We start from the raw sequence: 19,234 nt of genomic DNA on the forward strand, positions 1-19,234 counted from the left end.
CGACCTTCTCATTACAAGTGAGCTGCTCTACCAACTGAGCTAAGCCGGCCAAGGACCGTCATTCTACAGGATGGCGCATCCTCTATTTGACGACCTTCAGGTGTGACGGCCTGGGGGTATCGGGATCATCGTCCGGAAGCGTCGCAGGCGTCGGCGGCTCGGGCGGGTCGCCGCCCCCCGGGTAGGGTTGCGAGGCGACCACCTCGAAGCCCATCCCGGCGCCGGTTTCGCGGGCATAGACGGCCGAAACCGCCCCCACGGGGATGAACAGATGCTCTACCGCACCATTGAAGCGGGATTCGAATTCGATGTATTCGTTGCCCAGCGTCAGGCGATTGGTGGCGAGATGGCTGATGTTCAGCGTGATCTGGCCATCATGAACGTGCGCGAGAGGCACCACGGTGTTTTCGTCAACGGTGACCACCAGGTAGGGGGTATAGCCATTGTCGGTGCACCATTCGTGCAGCGCACGGATCAGGTACGGTTTGGTCGAGGATTCCTGCATGTGTTCAGCGGCGCATGACCTTTTCGGACGGCGTCAGCGCCTCGATGTAGGCGGGACGCGAGAACAGCCGCTCGGCATATTTCTGGATCGGCGCGGCGCTCTTGGGCAGCTCGATGCCGTAATGGCCCAGACGCCACAGCAGCGGCGCGATGGCGACGTCCAGCATGGAGAATTCCTCGCCGAGCATGAATTTGTTCTTCATCAGCAGCGGGGCCAGCTGGGCCAGACGGTCGCGGATGTTGACGCGCGCGGCATCGCGGGCCTTTTCGTCCGTGATGCCGCGATTTTCGAGCGTGGAGACGTGGACGAACAGTTCCTTTTCGAAGTTGCACAGGAACAGGCGGGTGCGCGCCCGCATGATCGGGTCAGCCGGCATCAGCTGCGGATGCGGGAAGCGCTCGTCGATGTATTCGTTGATGATGTTCGATTCGTACAGGACCAGGTCGCGCTCGACCAGGATAGGCACCTGGCCATACGGGTTCATCACCAGAATGTCTTCGGGTTTGTTGTACAGGTCGATGTCGCGGATTTCGAAATCCATACCCTTTTCGAACAGCACAAAGCGGCAGCGTTGCGAAAAAGGGCAGGTCGTTCCGGAATAGAGCACCATCATGTCGTGGGTTCCAATGCAAAAGAAGGCGGAGAATGCGCGTGATCCTGAAAACACCAGCCAGGCGTGACAACGCCTGGCTGGCACCCGATCCGCAAGATCGGAGGGTCACGCGCCCCGAAGAGCGTGGCTGACCTTAGCGGACATGCTTCCAGTATGCCGCATTCATGCGCACGGCGACAAACAGGAACAGGAACAGGAACAGCATGACCCAGACGCCGATCTGCTTGCGCGCCAGTTGACCGGGTTCCGCCATCCAGCCCAGGAAATTGCTGAGATCGGCGACATCGCTTTCGAATTTGGCGAAAGTCTTGGCGTCGGCGGAGTCAAAACGCGTGACGCGCGTGGCCTCGCCGGTATAGTCCTTCAGGACCTCGGACTTGGCCGTCGGAATGCCATCGGCATCATAGACCGTCGTGGTGCGCTCCCAGCGCTCGTTGCCCTTGTCGTCGGCAACCTGATGGACTTCGATGTCGGTAAAGCTGCGCGGGCCTTCGCGTTCCCAGAGCACGTTGGGCATGCCGACACTGGGGAAGACGACGTTGTTCCAGCCGGTTTTCTTGCTGGCATCGCGATAGAAGGTACGCAGGTAGGTATAGATGTAGTCCACGCCGGACGGGCCGAAGTTGGTGCTCTTGGCGCGGGCGATCACGGACAGGTCCGGCGGCGTGGTGCCGAACCATTTTTTCGCGTCTTCGGGGGTCATGGAGATCTTCATCAGATCGCCGACCTTTTCGCGGGAGAACAGCAGGTTTTTCTTGATTTCGTTTTCGGACAGGCCAAGGTCCATGAGCTTGTTGTAGCGCATGGCGTTGGCGCTGTGACAGTTCAGGCAATAGTTGACGAACAGTTTGGCGCCATTTTGCAGGGCTGCCAGATCGGTGATGCGATCGGGAGCGCGATCCAGATGCGCGCCGCCCTCGGCGGCGAACGTCAGCGTGCAGGTCAGAGACAGGGCCAGGGCACCGAGCAGTTTTTTCAGCATGATCTTTCCATGACAGTCAGTGGTTCGGCCTTCAATGGGCCCGGAAGGTAACGCGGTCGGGAACCGGCTTGAAGGTGCCCAGGCGGCTCCAGACGGGCATCGCCAGGAAGAACGCCAGATAGATGACCGTCCCGATCTGACCGAGGAGGGTGTAGGTCGGCGACACCGGCTGCGTGCCCAGCCAGCCCAGGATCAGGAAGTCGATGATGAAGATCGCGTACAGCACCTTGTGCCAGCCTGGACGGTAGCGGATGGACTTGACCGGGGAATGATCCAGCCACGGCAGGAAGAACAGGATGACGACGGCACCGCCCATGGACACCACGCCCCAGAACTTGGCGTCTAGCACCCTCATCAGGACGGCGACCAGGATCAGGATGGCAGGCACGGCCAGCCGCCAGATGCCGGAGAGCCGTCCCTTGACGAACAGCACGGCGGCGGCGAGCACGGCGCCGGCCGCCAGCACCCAGGTGAAGTCGCTGGTGGTGGCGCGCAGCATGGTGTAGAACGGCGTGAAATACCAGACCGGCGCGATGTGCGGCGGTGTTTTCAGCGGGTCGGCCGGCAGGAAGTTGTTGTATTCCAGGAAATAGCCGCCCATTTCGGGGCCGAAGAAGATGATCGCGGCAAACACGATCAGGAAGCCCGCCACACCCACCACATCGTGCACCGAGTAGTAGGGATGGAACGGGATCCCGTCCACGGGGTGGCCGTTCTTGTCCTTGGGGCCCTTCTTGATCTCGACGCCATCGGGGTTGTTCGAGCCGACCTCGTGCAGGGCGATGATGTGCGCCACGACCAGGCCGATCAGCACCAGAGGTATGGCGATCACGTGGAAGGCGAAGAACCGGTTCAGCGTCGCGTCGGACACGACGTAGTCGCCGCGGATCCACAGGGAAAGCTCGGGGCCGATGAAGGGGATGGCCGAGAACAGGTTCACGATCACCTGGGCGCCCCAGTAGGACATCTGGCCCCAGGGCAGCAGGTAACCGAAGAAGGCCTCGCCCATCAGGCACAGGAAAATGCCCACGCCGAAGATCCAGACCAGCTCGCGCGGCTTGCGGTAGGAGCCATAGAACAGGCCGCGCAGCATGTGCAGGTAGACCACGACAAAGAACATCGAGGCGCCGGTCGAGTGCATGTAGCGGATGAACCAGCCGCCCGGCACCTCGCGCATGATGTATTCGACGGACTCGAAGGCAAAGCGCGCATCGGGCTTGTAGTTCATCACCAGGAAGATCCCGGTGACGACCTGGATCACCAGCACCAGCAGGGCCAGCGATCCGAAGAAATACCAAAAATTGAAATTTTTAGGAGCATAGTATTCGGACATATGCTCTTTGAACATTTTGGTGAGCGGGAAGCGGTTGTCCACCCAGCCAAGCAACCCGGTCGTCTCGATGTTTTTATCGGCCATGAAAGGCTCCTAGATTCAATATCGCAATAGGATGAACGGAGGCGTTCATCAAGCCTTGTCGTTTTCTTCGACGCCGATGGTGATGCGGGTGCCATCGGCGGAGAAAACGTAGGGCGGGATTTCGAGATTGTCAGGGGCCGGCTTGTTGGCGAACACCCGGCCAGCCAGGTCGAAGGTCGAACCATGGCAGGGACACAGCCAGCCGCCGGGCCAGTCGCCGGGCAACCCGGGCTGGGCGCCGGTCTGGAAGTGGGCGGTCGGCGAGCAGCCCAGATGGGTGCAGATGCCGATGCAGACAAAGTATTCGGGCTTGCGCGAACGGTAGTCATTCTTGGCCCATGCCGGTGTAAAACCGGGACGCTCGGAATCGGGATCGGCGAGTTCGGCGTTGTGCTTGGGCAGGTCGGCGAGTTCGGCCTTGGTGCGGCGCACGATCCAGACCGGCTTGCCGCGCCATTCGACCGTCATCATCTGGCCCTCGGCCAGTCCCGAGATGTCCGCCTCGACCGGCGCGCCGGCCGCCTTGGCCTTTTCGGAGGGCGCGAACGAACCGACGAAGGGAACAACCGTGGCCACACCCGCGGCTCCGCCAAGAGTACAGGCCGATGCGACCCAGAAACGGCGCGAAGGATCGGGGGGCAGGTTCGGGTCGACTGCGCCCTGCTCGTCGGACTGTGTCGGATGCTGACTCATGCTGTTATCCCAGGTTGCCGCCCGATGGGCGGAGCGATTTGAACGTGATCAGCCCTTGCGGGAGACAGAGAACCTGCTGCTCCACAAGGGTCTTCAACGGCGTATTATAGCGTTACGCCCAGTGGGGTAAATCAATTGAGGGGTATAGCAATGAGCACATCCGGGGGGTTCATCAAAGAATTCCGGGAATTCGCCATCAAGGGCAATATGATGGACCTGGCGATTGGGGTCATCATCGGAGGCGCCTTTGGCAAGATCATCGATTCGGTCGTCAATGATCTGGTCATGCCGCTGATCAATTTCGTCCTTGGCGGCAGTGTCAATTTCGACAACCTGTTCTGGGTGCTGCGCATGCCCGAAGGCTACGCCGGAGCCATGGCCATGGCCGATCTGTCCAAGGCCGGTGCCGTCGTGTTCGCCTGGGGTCACTTCCTGACCATCCTCGTCAATTTCCTGCTGCTGGCCCTGGTGGTCTTCATGATGGTGAAGATGATCAACAACGCCCGCAAACGCGCCGAGGCCGAGGCGCCCGCCCCCGCGCCCGCCGCCCCGCCCGAGGATGTCGTCCTGTTGCGTGAAATCCGCGATGCGCTGAAAAAATAAACGCTGCCGGCAAGCGCGATCGCGGCATCGGGGACTAGACGGGGTTGTCGATGTCCACGAATTCGCAGGGCACCCCGAACTGCGCTTCGATGACCGCCCCCAGGGCCCGGACCCCGTAGCGTTCCGTCGCATGGTGGCCGGCGCTCAGGTACGCAGCGCCGGTTTCACGCGCCAGATGCACGGTCGGTTCGGAGATCTCTCCACTGACATAGCAGTCCGCGCCCGCCGCCAGGGCGGCCTCCATCATGCCCTGAGCGGCTCCGGTGCACCAGGCCAGCCGTCGCACGGGACGTTCGGGTACGCCGATCACCTGAGGCGCGCGTCCCAGCCGGCGGGCCATGTCCTCGGCCAGCGCGCCGACCGTCATGTCCCGCGCCGGGGCACCCAGCCAGACCAGATCATCAGGCCCGCAACGTCGGGGCACCCCGTCCGGACGGATGTCCGGCGCCCAATCCATGACCCGGGCCAGTTGCGCGTTGTTGCCCCATTCCAGATGCGCGTCCAGCGGCAGATGGTAGGCGAACAGGTTGATTTCGCGCGCCATGAGCGCCGACAGACGGCGGTGCTTGATGCCGCGGATGCAGGGATCCTCGTTCTTCCAGAACCAGCCGTGATGCACCAGGATCGCATCCGCATCGAGCGCGACGGCCGCCTCGATCAGCGCCTGCGAGGCCGTCACGCCGGTGACGATGCGACGGATCTCGTCACGGCCCTGAACCTGCAGACCATTGGGGCAATAATCACGAAAGCGTTCAGGCTGCAGCGCCTCGTCGAGCCAGTCCGCCAGCGCCTGGCGTGATATGTTGGTGGCCATATGCCGATGTCCTTTAGTATGTCTGTTTGCTGCCGAACCACCCCAAGCTCAAGACGCATTCAGTGATTCCATGTTCATAAGACGATTGTGGCTGATTTTCGCCCAGACGGTGACGGTCTGTCTGGGCATCCTGTTCCTGGTGACCACCCTGAGGCCCCAGTGGCTGCCGGGCGGGACGGCGACGTCCGTGGCCGTGAGCGGTGCGCCCGTGACGCCGGGTGGCACGGCGTCCGGACAAGCCGCCACGCCGGCCAGCTACGCCACCGCCGTCGCCCGGGCCGCGCCATCCGTGGTCAACATCTACACCACCAAGCACGTGGACGTGCCGCTGATCCCCCTGCCCTCCGATCCACAGCTGGAACGGTTCCTGCGCGGCCTGCCGGGATTCACGCGGCGCGAGGCCTCCACCAGCCTGGGCTCGGGCGTGATCGCGCGGGCCGATGGCGCGATCCTGACCAACTACCATGTGATCGAGGCCGCCGACGCAATCGAGGTGCGCCTGCGCGACGGACGTCAGGCAGCCGCGAAACTGATCGGCGCCGATCCCGAAAGCGACCTGGCCGTGCTGAAGATCGACCTGCCGGATCTGCCGGCGATCGTCTTCGACCCCGCGCCGTCGGTGCGCGTGGGCGACGTGGTGCTGGCCATCGGCAATCCGTTCGGGGTCGGCCAGACCACGACCCAGGGGATCGTGTCCGCCGTGGGCCGCAATCGCCTCGGCCTGAACACCTACGAAGACTTCATCCAGACCGACGCGGCCATCAACCCGGGCAACTCGGGCGGCGCGCTGATCGACACCCGGGGCGAGCTGGTCGGCATCAATACGGCGATCTATTCCGAGACCGGCGGATCGCTGGGCATCGGTTTCGCCATCCCCGCCGCCTCGGCCCACCAGATCCTCAACGAGATCCTGGCGCATGGCCGCGTGCGGCGGGGATGGCTGGGGCTGGAGCCCCAGGACATCACGCCCGATCTGGCCCAGGCCTTCGGCCTGAAGGACACGCGCGGCGCCATCGTCGCCCGCATCCTGCGAGGCGGGCCGGCGGCGCGCGCCGGGATGCGGGTGGGCGACATCATCCGCTCGCTGAACGACCAGCCCGTGGAGGATGCCTACGACCTGGTCAGCCGGCTGGCGCCCCTGCAGACAGACTCGACGGCCCGGCTGACGCTGCTGCGCCAGGGCCGCTCCCTGACGCTGGACGTGCGGGTCGGCACCCGCCCGCCGGCAAACAAGCCAAAACACTGACGCGCCAGGCACACCCACGCGCTGAAAACCGACATATTCCTGTCATCTCGCTGCCCTAGACTGCCGGCTCCTCCCCTCGTTTTCCAGGAAGAGTCCATGTCGTTTCTCCGTCCCTCCATTCTGGCCGTCCTGATCGGTTGCGCGCCCTGGACCGTCATGGCCCAGGCGGCATCACCAGCCACCCTGAAGGGCCATGCCATCCTTCCGTCCGCCAGTCTCGTGACCCCGCCGGCCAACGCCCCCGCCGATCTGAAAGTCTCGGGAAAATACACGCGCGGGGTCCGCACCAGCACGCCGGGTTCAGTCATGGGCCGGTCGGCCGACCGCGCGACCGGCGCCACTCTGCCCACCCGGGGGCAGATCCGCCAGGGCCACTCGGGCGTGAAGGTCATGCCCGACGGCACCCTCTGGGTCCTGACCGACAACGGTTTCGGGCGCAAGGCGAACTCCATGGACGCCATGCTGTACCTGAACCAGTACCGCGTCGACTGGCAAGCGGGCAAGCTCGAGCCATTGCGCACGACATTTCTGCGCGATCCCGACCGCAAGATCCCTTTTCGCATCGTCCATGAGGACACCCCCGAACGCTATCTGACCGGTTCCGATCTGGATACCGAGAGCTTCCAGCCGATCGGCGCGCACTTCTGGATCGGGGACGAGTTCGGTCCCTACCTGATCAAGGCCGACCGCTCGGGCAAGGTGCAGGCCCTGTTCGAGACGCAGGTCGATGGACGGATCATCCGCTCCCCCGACCATCATGCCGTCGCGTCTCCCGGCGCCCCAGAACAGACCTACCGGGGGGTCACGCTCAAGCGCTCGAAAGGCTTCGAGGGCATGGCGGCATCCAGGGACGGCAAATTCCTCTATCCCCTGCTGGAAGGCGCGATCTGGAACGAATCGGCCAAGGCCTGGGAACAAGTGGGCGGCGCGACGGTGCTGCGCATCCTGGAATTCAGCGTGGCCGACGAGCGCTGGACCGGCCGGTCATGGTTCTACCCACTGGAAGACGCGGGTCATGCGATCGGCGATTTCAACATGATCGACGCCACGACCGGTCTGGTGATCGAACGCGACAATGGCGAGGGCACACCCGACAAGGCCTGCGCGCCGGGCGCCGACACGCAAACCTGCTTCTCGAATCTGCCCCGCTTCAAGCGGGTCTACAAGATCGAGTTCTCGGATGCGAATGCCGGAAAACTGGTGCGCAAGCTGGCCTACGTGGACCTGCTCGCCATTCAGGACCCGGACCACAAGGCCCGCAAACCGCTGACCAACGGCACCCTGCAATTCCCGTTTTTCACCATCGAGAATGTCGACGTCGTGGACGCCGAGCACATCATTGTCGGCAACGACAACAACTTTCCCTTCTCATCCAGCCGGGAACCGAACCATCAGGACGACAACGAATTCGTGCTGCTGCGCGCCCCCGACCTGCTGCAAGCCCGATAAGCCCATGAAATCCCTCGATCTCGACGACATCCCCGCCAACCCCGCGATGGCGGACTCCCTGGACCAGTTGCTGGCGCGCCTGGAGAGCCGCCGCCGCTTCCTGAAGGGCGGCCTGGGCCTGAGCGCCGTGAGCTTCCTCGGCGGGCTGCTCCCCGCCTCGCGGACGCTGGCAGGCGAGACATCCGCCCCGATCGCTGCGCCCCTGGGCTTCAAGGCCGTCCCCATGAGCACCGCCGATCGCGTGACCGTCCCCGAGGGCTACGCGCACGCGGTCATCAATCGCTGGGGCGATCCGCTGACAGCGAACGCGCCGGCCTTCAAGGGCGACGCCAGCGACGACAGCGCGGCTCAGGCGACACAGACCGGCTACAACCACGACGGCCTGCATTTCTTTCCCATCGACGGCAAGGACGGCGTCACCGGCAGCAGCACCGAGGGCCTGCTGGTCACCAACCACGAGTACGTCACGCCCCACTATTTCTTTCCCAAAGGCGTCCAGCCCGGTGCAGAAGGGTGGGGACCGGACTGGATTCGCAAGGCACAACACGCCCAGGGGGCTTCCATCGTCCACATCCGGCTCGATGCGCAAGGCCAGTGGCAGCGGGTCACCGATTCGCCCTACAACCGCAGCATCCACGCCAACACGCCGATTCGCATGACGGGCCCCGCCGCCGGCCACCCCCTGCTGCGCACGCAGGCCGACCCCGAGGGCACGCGGGTGCTGGGCACATTCGGCAACTGCGGCAACGGCTGGACACCCTGGAACACCTACCTGACCTGTGAAGAGAACTTCACCGACTATTTCGGCATCGGAGCGCGCGCCGAGGCGTCGGTGGACGACCTGGACGAGGCCGCCCGGCAGCACAGGCTGCGCTACAAGGGTGGCCGCAAGACATCCAGTCCCGACTATGCCTGGGACACCCATGACGACCGGTTCGACTGGACACGCGAGCCGCACGAATACAACCGTCACGGCTGGATCGTGGAGATCGACCCCTTCGATCCCTCGGCCGCGCCCCGCAAGCTGACCGCCCTGGGCCGCTTCAAGCACGAAAACGCCGCCCTGACGGTTGCCGCCGACGGACGCGTCGTGGTCTACATGGGTGACGACCAGCGCAGCGAATACATCTACAAGTTCGTCTCGAAAAACGCGTACCAGCCCGGCGCGCCCGGCAACCGGACGCTGCTGGAACACGGCACGCTGTACGCCGCCCGGTTCGAGGACGACGGCAAAGGCGCCTGGATCGCGCTGACCCTGGACACGCGCGGCACGGATGGACGGCGCCTGGGGGACCGTTTCAACGAGGACCTGGGCGAACTGCTGATCAGGACGCGGCAGGCCGCCGATGCTGTCGGCGCCACCCCCATGGACCGGCCCGAATGGATCGCCGTGCATCCACGCACCGGCGAGGCCTATGCCACCCTGACCAACAACAAGGATCGCGGCAGCGGCAAGGCGCGCTGGCCGGGCGGACCGGATCATCCCGGCGCCGATGCCGCCAATCCTCGCGACAAGAACATCTACGGCCATATCGTGCGCTGGCGCGAAGCGGACCGCGACCCGTGCGGCACGACATTCCAATGGGACATCTTCGCGCTGGCCGGCAACCCCGTCCAATATCCGGAAGGCGATCCACGCCGGGGATCGGCCTCGATCTCCGCCGCCAATACCTTCAACAGTCCCGATGGTCTGGGATTCGACGCACAGGGCCGCCTGTGGATCCTGACCGACGGCAACAACGGCAACCGCGGCGACTACGCGGGCCAGGGCAACAACCAGATGCTGGTCGCCGATCCGGTCACGGGCGAACTGCGCCGGTTCCTGACCGGCCCCAAAGGCTGTGAGGTCACCGGCATCACCTGGACCCCCGACCAGCGCTTCGTGTTCGTCAACATCCAGCATCCTGGCGAAGGGCCTGGGCTGGACGACGCCCAGGCCGCGCCCCTCTCGGTGTCGACCTGGCCCGACGGCGCCGCCGGGACACGGCCGCGACCGGCAACGGTCGTGATCTGGAAAAAGGACGGCGGCACGGTCGGGAGCTGACGGGGGAAGGGGTGCCATGAAAAGGCACGCCCTGGCCTATGAGCCTCTCCGGTCGCCCTTTTCCGGCGTCAGCGGACATTCGGCCAGAATCTCGTAGAACGAGCCCTCCGGACACGGCGCCGAGGCGGCCAGCACGCAACGACGCGGCGTCCAGTCCAGCGGGGCGGGAGCGGGCAGCGCATCCAGGTCGCCTGGCCGCACCCGGCGCAGCAGCGACACATGCGGCCGGAAGGGCTCGTCTGGCCGGGCAAAGCCCCGGCGCGACAGCGCCCGCCACAGCCAACCATGCAACGCATCCAGCCAGGGCGCCGACACCGATGGTCCCACCCAGAGGATCTGGGGGCCGCGAAAGCGGCCATACCGATCCAGACGCAGCGCGCCGCCGATCAACGACGCCTCATCGAGCAAGGCGCTCAGCTCTGCGACCCGCACACCCGACACCGAGCCCAGAAAGGCCAGGGTCAGGTGCAGCGTATCGGGCCGCATGATGCGCCCGCCGAACACCGCATGAGCCTGGTCCGCCCAGCCGGACAGGGTCCTGGCCACTTCAGCATCCGGCCACAGGGCGAAGAACACGCGCCGGCCAGCGGCGTCATCCCGGGCGTCGGGCGCCGCCTCCCGACGCGGCGTCCCCGAGGCGCCCGCCGTCATAGGCCACCCGGCGACGGCAGCGCCTGGCTGCCATTCCCGTTGCCATTGCCATTGCCATTGCCATTGCCATTGCCATTGCCATGGCCATTGCCATTGCCATTGCCATTGCCATTGCCATTGCCATTGCCATTGCCATTGCCATTGCCATTGCCGTTCACATCGTCTTCGTGCAGGCCGATGATCGTCCAGCCGGCCTCGGGCTGCAGTTCCTGGTCCAGGGTGAACGGCAACGCATACCCCTTGGGCGTCAACGCGAACAGCGGCGTCACGGGACGATCCGGACGCGCCGCCAGATATTTCTCGAAATCGAAACTGTCCGTCAGGCGCGTGGCCTTGACCCGCGCGCCGGACGCCAGCAGGGCGGACAACTTCCAGTATCCGAGCTCGGGAGTGAACAGGGTCCGGCCGCGGTAGGCCGCATCCAGCAGGTGTTTCTCGGACTGGCCATTGTCCCGCGACCGGGACAGGGTGAAGACCTTGCGCTTGCCGAATTCGTCGCGGGCGCGCGTCGTGATCAACTGATTGGCATCGTCGCGCGCGCCCAGGGCCAGCAGGCGCCCCAGGCCCGTCGTGTCCAGATTGCGCTGCGCATGCTCGGAAACCGGACTGCCGTGATAAGTGGGCAAGCCCATCATCCGGGCCAGCGACAGACTGTACCAATCGCTGTCGCACAGGCGCACCGGCACATCCTGCTCGTGCAGCGCCTTGCCAATGGCCCGGGCCACGGGATTGGCGCCCGCGATCACGAACCCCACCCGGTCCGGCTCGGCCGCCTTCAGCAGGCGGGCCATGGGCCGGGCGGTCAGGCTCTGCCAGATCACCGTCCCGATGATCAGCAGAAAGGTCATCGGCAACAGCCGGTCAGCCTGGGGCACATCCATCGCCTCCAGGCGCAGCGCAAACAGGGCGGAAACAGCCGCGGCCACAATCCCTCGCGGCGCAATCCAGGCCAGCAGGCCACGTTCACGCCAGTTCAACCCCGATCCCCAGGTGGAAAACATCACCTTCAGGGGCCGCCCGACCCACAGCATCGCGGCCAGCACGGCCAGGGCCGGCCAGCCCAGACCGAACAGCTGGCTGGGCGCCACGCGCGCCGCCAACAGGATGAACAGGACCGAGAGCAGGATCTGGCTGAGGGTTTCCTTGAATTCGAGAATGTCGCGCACCGGCACGCCAGGCCGGTTCGCCAGCCAGATGCCCATGATGGTCACGGTCAGCAGGCCGGATTCGTGCTGCACCGTATTGGACAACGCGAAGGCGGCGAACACCATGGCCAGCACGGACAGGTTGGCCAGAGAGTCCGGCACCCAGCCGCGCCGCAGCAGCAATGCCAGCAGCCACGCCGCGATCACCCCGATGCACAGGCCCGTCGCCAACGTGGCGCCGAAGGCCCACAGCGCGTGGATCCATTCGTGGGTCATGCGGAACGCCACCATCAGGTCATACGCCAGAACGGCCAGCAACGCGCCGATCGGATCGATCAGGATGCCTTCCCAGCGCAACGCATGCGCCACAGGCGCCACGGGGCGCACTGTCTTGAGCAGCGGCGCGATGACGGTCGGTCCGGTGACGACAGTGATGGCCCCGAACAGAATCGCCAGGTCCCAGGGGAAATCGAGGAAATAGTGCACCGCCACGGCCGCCACCGCCCAGGAGATCAGCGTGCCTCCCGTCACCAGCCGCCGCACCACCCGTTCCAGCCCGCGCGTCTGGTGGAATTCCAGCGTCAGGCTGCCTTCGAACAGGATCACGGCCACCGACAGCGACACGAACGGGAACAACAGATCACCGAACAGCGCGTCGGGGTTCAGCACGCCCGCGAGCGGGCCCACGGCAATCCCCACCAGCAGCAGGAACAGAATCGCCGGCACCCCCAGGCGCCAGGCCAGCCATTGGGCCCCCATGGCCACCAGACCGATCCCGGCCAGCATCAGTTCAGGATTGAGCGTCACCCTGGTCTCCTACGTTGATGGCGCAATCATCGCCTGTCGGTCTGCCTCTGTCGCGGGCTCTGCCCGTGCGTCGGCCGATCCCCAGCCAGGCCCGCCAGCCGCGCGTCCGCATCTGCCGCCAGCTCTTGAGCAGGCCATAGGACAGATGGATTTTTTCCTGGCCGACGGGAATGTCCGGCCGCACTCGCATCCAGGATGATTTGGCATACCCCAGGCGCTGGTCCGGATAGACGCTGCGATGGCCGATGATCAGGTAGGCGGCAATGGCCGAGCCGGCCGCGTACAGCGTCCCGACCGCGCCGCCGAACAGCTCCACGCCCATCAGGATCGCTGCCAGCGGGGTATTCGACGCCGCCGCCACCACCGAGACCAGCCCGACGGCCGCGCCCAGGGTCGGGCTGATGCCGAACAGATGCGCGAACGCGTTGCCCGCCACTGCACCAATGACGAACTGCGGCGTGACGATGCCACCGTAGAACCCCGAACCCAGCGTCACCGCCACCAGAATCGTTTTCCACAGGAACCCGGCATAGGGCATGGCCTCACCCGCCAGGGCCTGCTCCATGAGCGGCAGACTCAGGCCCAGATAATCGGACGGAATGGCAAACGAGACCAGCAGCGCCAGCACCAGACCGCCAGCCAGCGGCATCAGCGGCGGCCACACGGACCACCGGGTCTGCAGGCGATGGCAGAAGTTGCGTATGGTGTAGATCACATCCACGAAGACGCGCGCCACCAGGCCGCACAACATGCCGACCAGCAGCGTGCGCAGGAACAGCGACTCGGAAAACAGGGGCAGCACATCGACGGTGTAATGGTCGTACGGAATCCCCAGCGCCTTGCTGACCTGGAACGAGGTCACCCCCGCGATCAGGGCGGGAAACAGAAAATCATGGCGGATGCGGCCGATGGTCAGCATCTCCACGCCATACAGGGCGCCGGCAATGGGCGTGCCGAACACGCTGGCAAAACCGGCGCTGACGCCACAGGCCACGACCCGCTGGCGGACATCGGCGTTCAGCCGGAACAGCTGGCCGATCAACGCGCCCAGCGAAGCGCCGAGATGCGAACAGGGCCCTTCTTTGCCGGCCGAGCCGCCGCTGGCCAGCGTGATGATGGCTGCCACCGGCTTGATCCAGAAAGTGCGCCACGGCATGCGGCCGCCCTGCTCATGCACGGCGGCAAAAATGGAATCCTTCAGGCCCGAAGCATCCAGGCGGCGGCGCGCGTAGCCCATCAACAGTCCGTTGGCCAGCCCCGCCAGCGGCAGCAGTGCCCAATAGGCCCAGAGGGGCATGGACTGCGTGTGGCCGGTCGCAAAGAACAGCGCATGCAGGAACAGGCTGGTACCGCCGCCGACCACCAGCCCGGTCAGGGAAGCCAGGATCAGCCATTGCAGCACCGTCGCCAGCATCACGACGGGTTCCAGCAGATCGATACGGGGCAGGAGGGGCAGTTTCATGGGGCGGCCAGAGGGCGCGCCGCCGGATCGGGGCGGCGCTCGGGGGCCGCGAGGCCCTCGATCAGGAGGAGGTCAGCAAATCAGCACATGGAAGAACACCCACCCCATGCGACGCGTCTCGTCTGGCGTGTCCGATGCTGGCCTGGTCTCGCGCAGTATAGCTGAGGCGACCCGCACGCCGACATCGGCCGGTGAGGATGGGGGTGCGGGCCACAAAAGTTTGATCTACCCCCGTAACACCCCGTTTTTTAGGGTGATTACTGAGTGGTGGACCCAAAGACCCTTGTTACTATGCAACTACGCATCCCTCTCGCAACTGAAAAGGAATCACCATGCCCATCTCGAAATGGCTGGCTGCCTGCGCCGTGGCGGTTACCGCCGCCATCGCAGCCGCCCCCGCGCAGGCGGAAACCAAATTCATCAACATCCTGACCGGCGGTCAGAGCGGGGTCTACTACCCGCTGGGCGTGGCGCTGTCCCAGATCTACAACAAGTACATCCCCGACGCCAAATCCACCGCCCAGGTGTCCAAGGCCTCGGCCGAGAACATGAACCTGCTGCAGGCCGGTCGCGGCGAGCTGGCGTTCGCCCTGGCCGACACCGTGTCCGACGCCTACACCGGCAACACCGATGCCGGCTTCAAGGCGCCGCTCAAGAACCTGCGCGGCATGACGGCCACCTACAACAACTACATCCAGATCGTGGCCAACGCGGATGCCGGCATCAAGACGCTGGCCGACCTCAAGGGCAAGCGCATCTCCGTGGGCGCCGCCCGCTCCGGCACGGAGCTGAACGCCCGCGCCGTCCTCAAGGCCGCCGGCCTGACCTACGACGACTTCGACAAGGTCGAATACCTGCCCTTCGGCGAATCCGTCGAACTGATGAAAAACCGCCAGCTGGACGTGACGCTGCAATCCGCCGGTCTGGGGGTATCCTCCATCCGTGATCTGGCGACCTCGGTCAAGATCGTCATCGTACCCATCCCCGCTGATGTGATCAAGAAAATCGGCAACGCAGCCTACCAGGAGGCCACCATCCCGGCCGGCACCTACGAGGGCCAGGCGCAGGACACGCCCACGGCGGCGGTGCCCAATTTCCTGGTGACCGCCTCGACAGTGCCCGACGATCTGGTCTACCAGATGACCAAGGTCTTCTACGAGCAGCTCGACACCCTCAAGTCCGCGCACAATGCCGCCAAGACGATCAAGCGCGAAAACGCCCTCAAGGGCATGCCGGTTCCCCTGCACCCGGGCGCCGAGCGCTACTACAAGGAAGTCGGTCTGATCAAATGATTTCCGTCGGGCACCGCGCTTCCGGCCACGGCCGGGACCGTGGCGCCCCCCGCTTCCCCATCCGGGCGGTTCCGACCTGTGTCTGAACCGCCTTTTCAGTGTCCAGGTTCCCGCTCATGAGTTCACCCCACGATACGGCCGCCCAACCCCTGCCGCGCAGCATCTTCTGGATCGCTGTGGTCTTTTCCTGCTTCCAGATATGGACGGCGGCCTACAGCCCCCTGTCCAGCCAGGTGATCCGCGCCATCCACGTCGGCTTCGTGCTGCTGATGGTCTTTTCCCTGTATTCCAGCGGCAGCCGCGCGAACCGGACGTTGGGCTGGGTGCTGGGCCTGCTCGGATTCGCGCTCGGTTTTTATCACTGGATCTTCGAGTCCGACCTGACGGCGCGCGCCGGCCAGATGACCGATGCCGACATGGTGGTAGGCATCATCACCGTCGTGCTGGTCTTCGAGGCGACCCGCCGGATGATGGGCTGGGCGCTGCCCATCATCTGCGGCCTGTTCCTGGCCTACGGCCTGTTCGGCCAATATATCCCCGGCCCCTTCATGCACCGGGGCTACGGCCTGGACCAGATCGTCAGCACCCTGGGCTTCGGGGTCGAGGGCATCTATGGCACGCCGACCTACGTGTCGTCCACCTACATCTACCTGTTCATCCTGTTCGGCGCGTTCCTGGAACAGGCCGGCATGATCCAGCTGTTCAGCGACTTTTCCATGGGCATGGTCGGCCATACGCGCGGCGGGCCGGCCAAGGTCTCCGTGGTCAGCTCAGGCCTGATGGGCACCATCAACGGCTCGGGCGTGGCCAACGTCGTCACCACCGGCCAATTCACCATCCCGCTGATGAAACGCTTCGGCTATTCCTCCGCCTTTGCCGGCGGGGTCGAAGCCACCTCCAGCATGGGCGGACAGATCATGCCGCCGGTGATGGGGGCCGTTGCCTTCATCATGGCCGAAACGCTCAACATCGCCTACGTGGAAGTCGTCAAGGCCGCCATCATCCCGGCCATCCTGTATTTCACCACGGCCTTCGTCTCGGTCCACCTCGAAGCCGGCCGCCGTGGCCTGCACGGCCTGGCCAAGGAAGACTGCCCCGATCCCTGGAAAGCCGTGCGCGCGCGCTGGTACCTGCTGCTGCCGCTGATCGGCCTGGTGGCGCTGCTGTTCTCCGGCTATACGCCCCTGTTCTCGGGCACCATCGGCCTGGGGCTGACGGTCATCCTGATTTTCGGCGCCGCCGTCATCCAGGGCGCGTCGCAGCCCATCCTGCGCTACGTGTTCTGGCTGCTGCTGGGCATCGCCTGCGCGGGCTTCCTCAAGTTCGGCGTCACGGATTTCTTTGTCATCATCGCCGTGCTGGGAGGCGTGCTGCTGGTGCGCAAGCACGGACGCGACGCCTTGCGACTGGCCCTCAATTCGCTGGCCGAAGGCGCCCGCAACGCGCTGTCGGTCGCGGCGGCCTGCGCGCTGGTAGGCGTGATCATCGGCATCATCAACCTGACCGGTGTGGCTGCCGAGTTCGGCGGCCAGGTCATCGCCATCGGTGAGAACAGCCTGTTCCTGGCACTGTTCCTGACCATGATCACCTGCCTGGTGCTGGGCATGGGCATCCCGACGATCCCGAACTACATCATCACCAGTTCGCTGGCCGCGCCCATCCTGCTCAAACTGGGCGTGCCGCTGATCATCTCGCACATGTTCGTGTTCTATTTCGGCATCATGGCCGACCTGACCCCGCCGGTAGCGCTGGCGGCCTTCGCCGCCGCCCCCATCGCCCGGGAGAACGGCCTGAAGATCAGCCTGCAAGCGCTGCGTGTGGCCGTTGCGGGTTTTGTGATCCCCTACATGGCCGTCTACGCCCCCGCCCTGATGCTGCAAAGCGACAGCGCCTGGGCCGTGATCTACATCGTGTTCAAGGCGCTGATCGCCATCGTGATGTGGGCCGCCGGGGTCACCGGCTACCTGATGGGCCCCATAAACCGGCTCGAACGGGTCTACGTCATCGCAGCGGCCGCCCTGCTGGTCGCGGCGATCCCGGTGACCGACGAGCTGGGCTTTGCGGCCACGACCCTGTTCCTGATCTGGCACGTAGGGCGCAGCCGCCGCGCCACACAGACCGCCGCCTGATGCTGGGCGCCCTGGGCATCTGCCTGACCCTGGCGGCGGCGCCCGGCGTGCCGCCGCGATTCGTGCCGGTCCGGGCCTTCACGCTGGCCTGGACGCACTCGATCGAAAAAATCCGCTGGGAGGAGGACTACACGGTCCAGGCCGGGCCGGACAGCCGACCGGTACTGGTGCCCGGACAGGCACGTATCCTGGGGTCCGGCGCGGGGATGGAACCCCCGCCGGATGCCACGCTGCGCCCCGATGGCTGGTATGTCTACCAGCCGCATACAGGTCCGCTGAGCGAACTGCGCCTGTCGCGCTCGCCCTATACGGCCGATTACGACTGGTGCGTCGACGGGCGCTGCGAACCAATGCGCGCCCTCATGCCGACCGATGGCGACGTGACGCTGCTGCGCCCCTGCCGGGCGCCTCAGTCGCCGGACTCGGGCACGTAGACGACGCTGCCGTCCTTCATCCGGTAGGCCACGCCGGCCTTGGTGCCTTCGCCCTGGCCGGTCTGGCCGGACGACTTGAACCGCTCGACACGCTCGCCTTGCTTGACGAGCATTTCCATGGTCGGTTTGCCGGCGTCCGTGATCACCGTCACGTCCTGGCGCGTCATGGCCTGCATGATCGGGTTGCTGGCCATGCCGATCAGCAGCGCCGCGATCACCACCAGGAAAATATCGATCAGGTTGACGACGGACAGGATGGGATCGTCGGCCTCGGTTTCCGCCAGGAACTTCATACGGCCGCCTGCCCGACAGCGGGAGTTTCATCCCATTCCTGTTCTTCCTGGGGCGTCGGCCCGGTCAGCCCGGCAGCGGATGCCGCAAGCGACGTCGAGGACTCCGTCAACGGTGCGCGAGACTGCAGCCAGGCCAGTTCCTCGGCCAGCCAGCGGCGACGCACCGAGACGATCCAGAACGTGATCGAGGCCGTGATCAGCGCGACGATCACCGCAGAAAACGCCACGGACAGGCTGCCGGACATGGCCGAGAGATCTCCGTCCGCCAGACCGCGCAGGGCGGGGCCCATCGGAATCATGGTCGCCACCAGCCCCATCATGGGCGCCACGCGGGACACGATGCGCGGCATTTCCAGCAACCGGTGCGCGGCCACGTCCCACTCGTCGCCCCCGGCTGCGGGATGCGCAGCCGCCCAGCGCAGCAGGTCGAAGCAGCGCATATCGTGCGTCTCGTGCCCCGGCGCGCGACCGCGCCGCTGATACCAGCAGACCAGGAAGCCGCCCAGCGCCTGCAGCGCGTAGAGGAACAGCAGGGCGATGATCACCAGCGTCGGGATCAGGAAGATCTGGCCGACCTGGTACATCAGCGTTTCAAGCAATTGGCTCATGAATGAATTTCCTTCTTTAAAGAGACGTAAGCGTTCGAAGGTTCCGG

Annotated in this window: 18 protein-coding genes; 7 read left to right on the top strand and 11 right to left on the bottom strand. The window is 65.2% G+C overall.

Features of this window, described 5'->3' with window-relative positions:
- Positions 1 to 82 precede the first annotated feature (82 nt).
- The 5 genes from ACK5JE_RS03235 to petA all read right to left on the bottom strand — a co-directional run bounded on the left by ACK5JE_RS03235 (position 83) and on the right by petA (position 4,210).
- Positions 83 to 505, bottom strand: a complete 423-nt coding sequence (locus tag ACK5JE_RS03235) for a ClpXP protease specificity-enhancing factor (protein ID WP_416800282.1) — start codon at positions 503 to 505, stop codon at positions 83 to 85.
- Positions 506 to 509: 4 nt separating this feature from the next.
- Positions 510 to 1,118 carry a glutathione S-transferase N-terminal domain-containing protein gene (locus ACK5JE_RS03240; RefSeq protein WP_416800283.1) on the bottom strand — a complete coding sequence of 203 codons (609 nt, stop codon included), beginning with the start codon at positions 1,116 to 1,118 and terminating at the stop codon, positions 510 to 512.
- Between the two features lie 133 nt (positions 1,119 to 1,251).
- Positions 1,252 to 2,100, bottom strand: coding sequence for a cytochrome c1 (locus ACK5JE_RS03245; RefSeq protein ID WP_416800284.1), 849 nt, complete (start codon positions 2,098 to 2,100; stop codon positions 1,252 to 1,254).
- A gap of 31 nt (positions 2,101 to 2,131) precedes the next feature.
- A complete protein-coding gene (locus tag ACK5JE_RS03250) occupies positions 2,132 to 3,517 on the bottom strand; it encodes a cytochrome b (protein ID WP_416800285.1) in 1,386 nt (461 codons plus the stop codon).
- A gap of 48 nt (positions 3,518 to 3,565) precedes the next feature.
- Positions 3,566 to 4,210 (bottom strand): ubiquinol-cytochrome c reductase iron-sulfur subunit, encoded by a 645-nt coding sequence (gene petA / locus ACK5JE_RS03255; protein ID WP_416800286.1) that lies wholly within the window; start codon positions 4,208 to 4,210, stop codon positions 3,566 to 3,568.
- 150 nt (positions 4,211 to 4,360) lie between these two features.
- On the opposite strand from petA, the gene mscL reads away from it, so the two are divergent.
- Positions 4,361 to 4,813 (top strand): large conductance mechanosensitive channel protein MscL, encoded by a 453-nt coding sequence (gene mscL / locus ACK5JE_RS03260; RefSeq protein ID WP_416800287.1) that lies wholly within the window; start codon positions 4,361 to 4,363, stop codon positions 4,811 to 4,813.
- A 34-nt stretch (positions 4,814 to 4,847) separates the two neighbouring features.
- Here mscL and ACK5JE_RS03265 read toward each other — a convergent pair whose 3' ends face one another.
- The gene (locus ACK5JE_RS03265) at positions 4,848 to 5,627 is read right to left on the bottom strand and encodes a Nif3-like dinuclear metal center hexameric protein (protein ID WP_416800288.1); all 780 of its coding nucleotides are present in this window, start codon (positions 5,625 to 5,627) and stop codon (positions 4,848 to 4,850) included.
- A 76-nt stretch (positions 5,628 to 5,703) separates the two neighbouring features.
- Here ACK5JE_RS03265 and ACK5JE_RS03270 point away from each other — a divergent pair, with 76 nt between their 5' ends.
- From ACK5JE_RS03270 to ACK5JE_RS03280, 3 genes are all read left to right on the top strand, one after another.
- The gene (locus tag ACK5JE_RS03270; protein ID WP_416800433.1) at positions 5,704 to 6,873 is read left to right on the top strand and encodes a trypsin-like peptidase domain-containing protein; all 1,170 of its coding nucleotides are present in this window, start codon (positions 5,704 to 5,706) and stop codon (positions 6,871 to 6,873) included.
- Between the two features lie 96 nt (positions 6,874 to 6,969).
- A complete protein-coding gene (locus tag ACK5JE_RS03275; RefSeq protein ID WP_416800289.1) occupies positions 6,970 to 8,322 on the top strand; it encodes an esterase-like activity of phytase family protein in 1,353 nt (450 codons plus the stop codon).
- Positions 8,323 to 8,326: 4 nt separating this feature from the next.
- Entirely contained in the window at positions 8,327 to 10,366 is a 2,040-nt protein-coding gene (locus ACK5JE_RS03280; RefSeq protein ID WP_416800290.1) for a PhoX family protein, read from the top strand.
- A 36-nt stretch (positions 10,367 to 10,402) separates the two neighbouring features.
- Here ACK5JE_RS03280 and thpR read toward each other — a convergent pair whose 3' ends face one another.
- From thpR to ACK5JE_RS03295, 3 genes are read right to left on the bottom strand one after another with little or no spacing between them, the layout of a single operon-like run.
- Positions 10,403 to 11,017, bottom strand: a complete 615-nt coding sequence (thpR, locus tag ACK5JE_RS03285; RefSeq protein ID WP_416800291.1) for an RNA 2',3'-cyclic phosphodiesterase — start codon at positions 11,015 to 11,017, stop codon at positions 10,403 to 10,405.
- The gene (locus ACK5JE_RS03290; protein ID WP_416800292.1) at positions 11,014 to 12,969 is read right to left on the bottom strand and encodes a cation:proton antiporter; all 1,956 of its coding nucleotides are present in this window, start codon (positions 12,967 to 12,969) and stop codon (positions 11,014 to 11,016) included. Before ACK5JE_RS03290 ends, thpR begins: the two co-directional genes overlap by 4 nt.
- On the bottom strand, positions 12,953 to 14,431 hold the full coding sequence (locus ACK5JE_RS03295; RefSeq protein WP_416800293.1) for a chloride channel protein: 1,479 nt from the start codon (positions 14,429 to 14,431) through the stop codon (positions 12,953 to 12,955). The genes ACK5JE_RS03290 and ACK5JE_RS03295 overlap by 17 nt, the downstream gene beginning before the upstream one ends.
- Before the next feature lie 332 nt (positions 14,432 to 14,763).
- On the opposite strand from ACK5JE_RS03295, the gene ACK5JE_RS03300 reads away from it, so the two are divergent.
- The 3 genes from ACK5JE_RS03300 (at position 14,764) to ACK5JE_RS03310 (ending at position 18,286) form a co-directional block, all read left to right on the top strand.
- Positions 14,764 to 15,723 (top strand): TAXI family TRAP transporter solute-binding subunit, encoded by a 960-nt coding sequence (locus tag ACK5JE_RS03300; protein WP_416800294.1) that lies wholly within the window; start codon positions 14,764 to 14,766, stop codon positions 15,721 to 15,723.
- Between the two features lie 116 nt (positions 15,724 to 15,839).
- On the top strand, positions 15,840 to 17,852 hold the full coding sequence (locus ACK5JE_RS03305) for a TRAP transporter permease (RefSeq protein ID WP_416800295.1): 2,013 nt from the start codon (positions 15,840 to 15,842) through the stop codon (positions 17,850 to 17,852).
- A complete protein-coding gene (locus ACK5JE_RS03310) occupies positions 17,852 to 18,286 on the top strand; it encodes a DUF1850 domain-containing protein (protein ID WP_416800296.1) in 435 nt (144 codons plus the stop codon). Before ACK5JE_RS03305 ends, ACK5JE_RS03310 begins: the two co-directional genes overlap by 1 nt.
- On the opposite strand, the gene ACK5JE_RS03315 is transcribed toward ACK5JE_RS03310, so the two are convergent.
- Together ACK5JE_RS03315 and ACK5JE_RS03320 are read right to left on the bottom strand one after the other, a co-directional pair.
- Positions 18,262 to 18,579: a DUF2149 domain-containing protein gene (locus ACK5JE_RS03315; RefSeq protein ID WP_416800297.1), complete on the bottom strand. Its 318-nt coding sequence runs from the start codon at positions 18,577 to 18,579 to the stop codon at positions 18,262 to 18,264. The two genes, ACK5JE_RS03310 and ACK5JE_RS03315, sit on opposite strands and share 25 nt — an antisense overlap.
- Positions 18,576 to 19,187, bottom strand: coding sequence for a MotA/TolQ/ExbB proton channel family protein (locus ACK5JE_RS03320; protein WP_416800298.1), 612 nt, complete (start codon positions 19,185 to 19,187; stop codon positions 18,576 to 18,578). The genes ACK5JE_RS03315 and ACK5JE_RS03320 overlap by 4 nt, the downstream gene beginning before the upstream one ends.
- Positions 19,188 to 19,234: the final 47 nt, after the last annotated feature.

Origin of the sequence: Castellaniella sp., from assembly GCF_047971665.1 — a bacterium.
GTDB lineage: Bacteria > Pseudomonadota > Gammaproteobacteria > Burkholderiales > Burkholderiaceae_B > Castellaniella.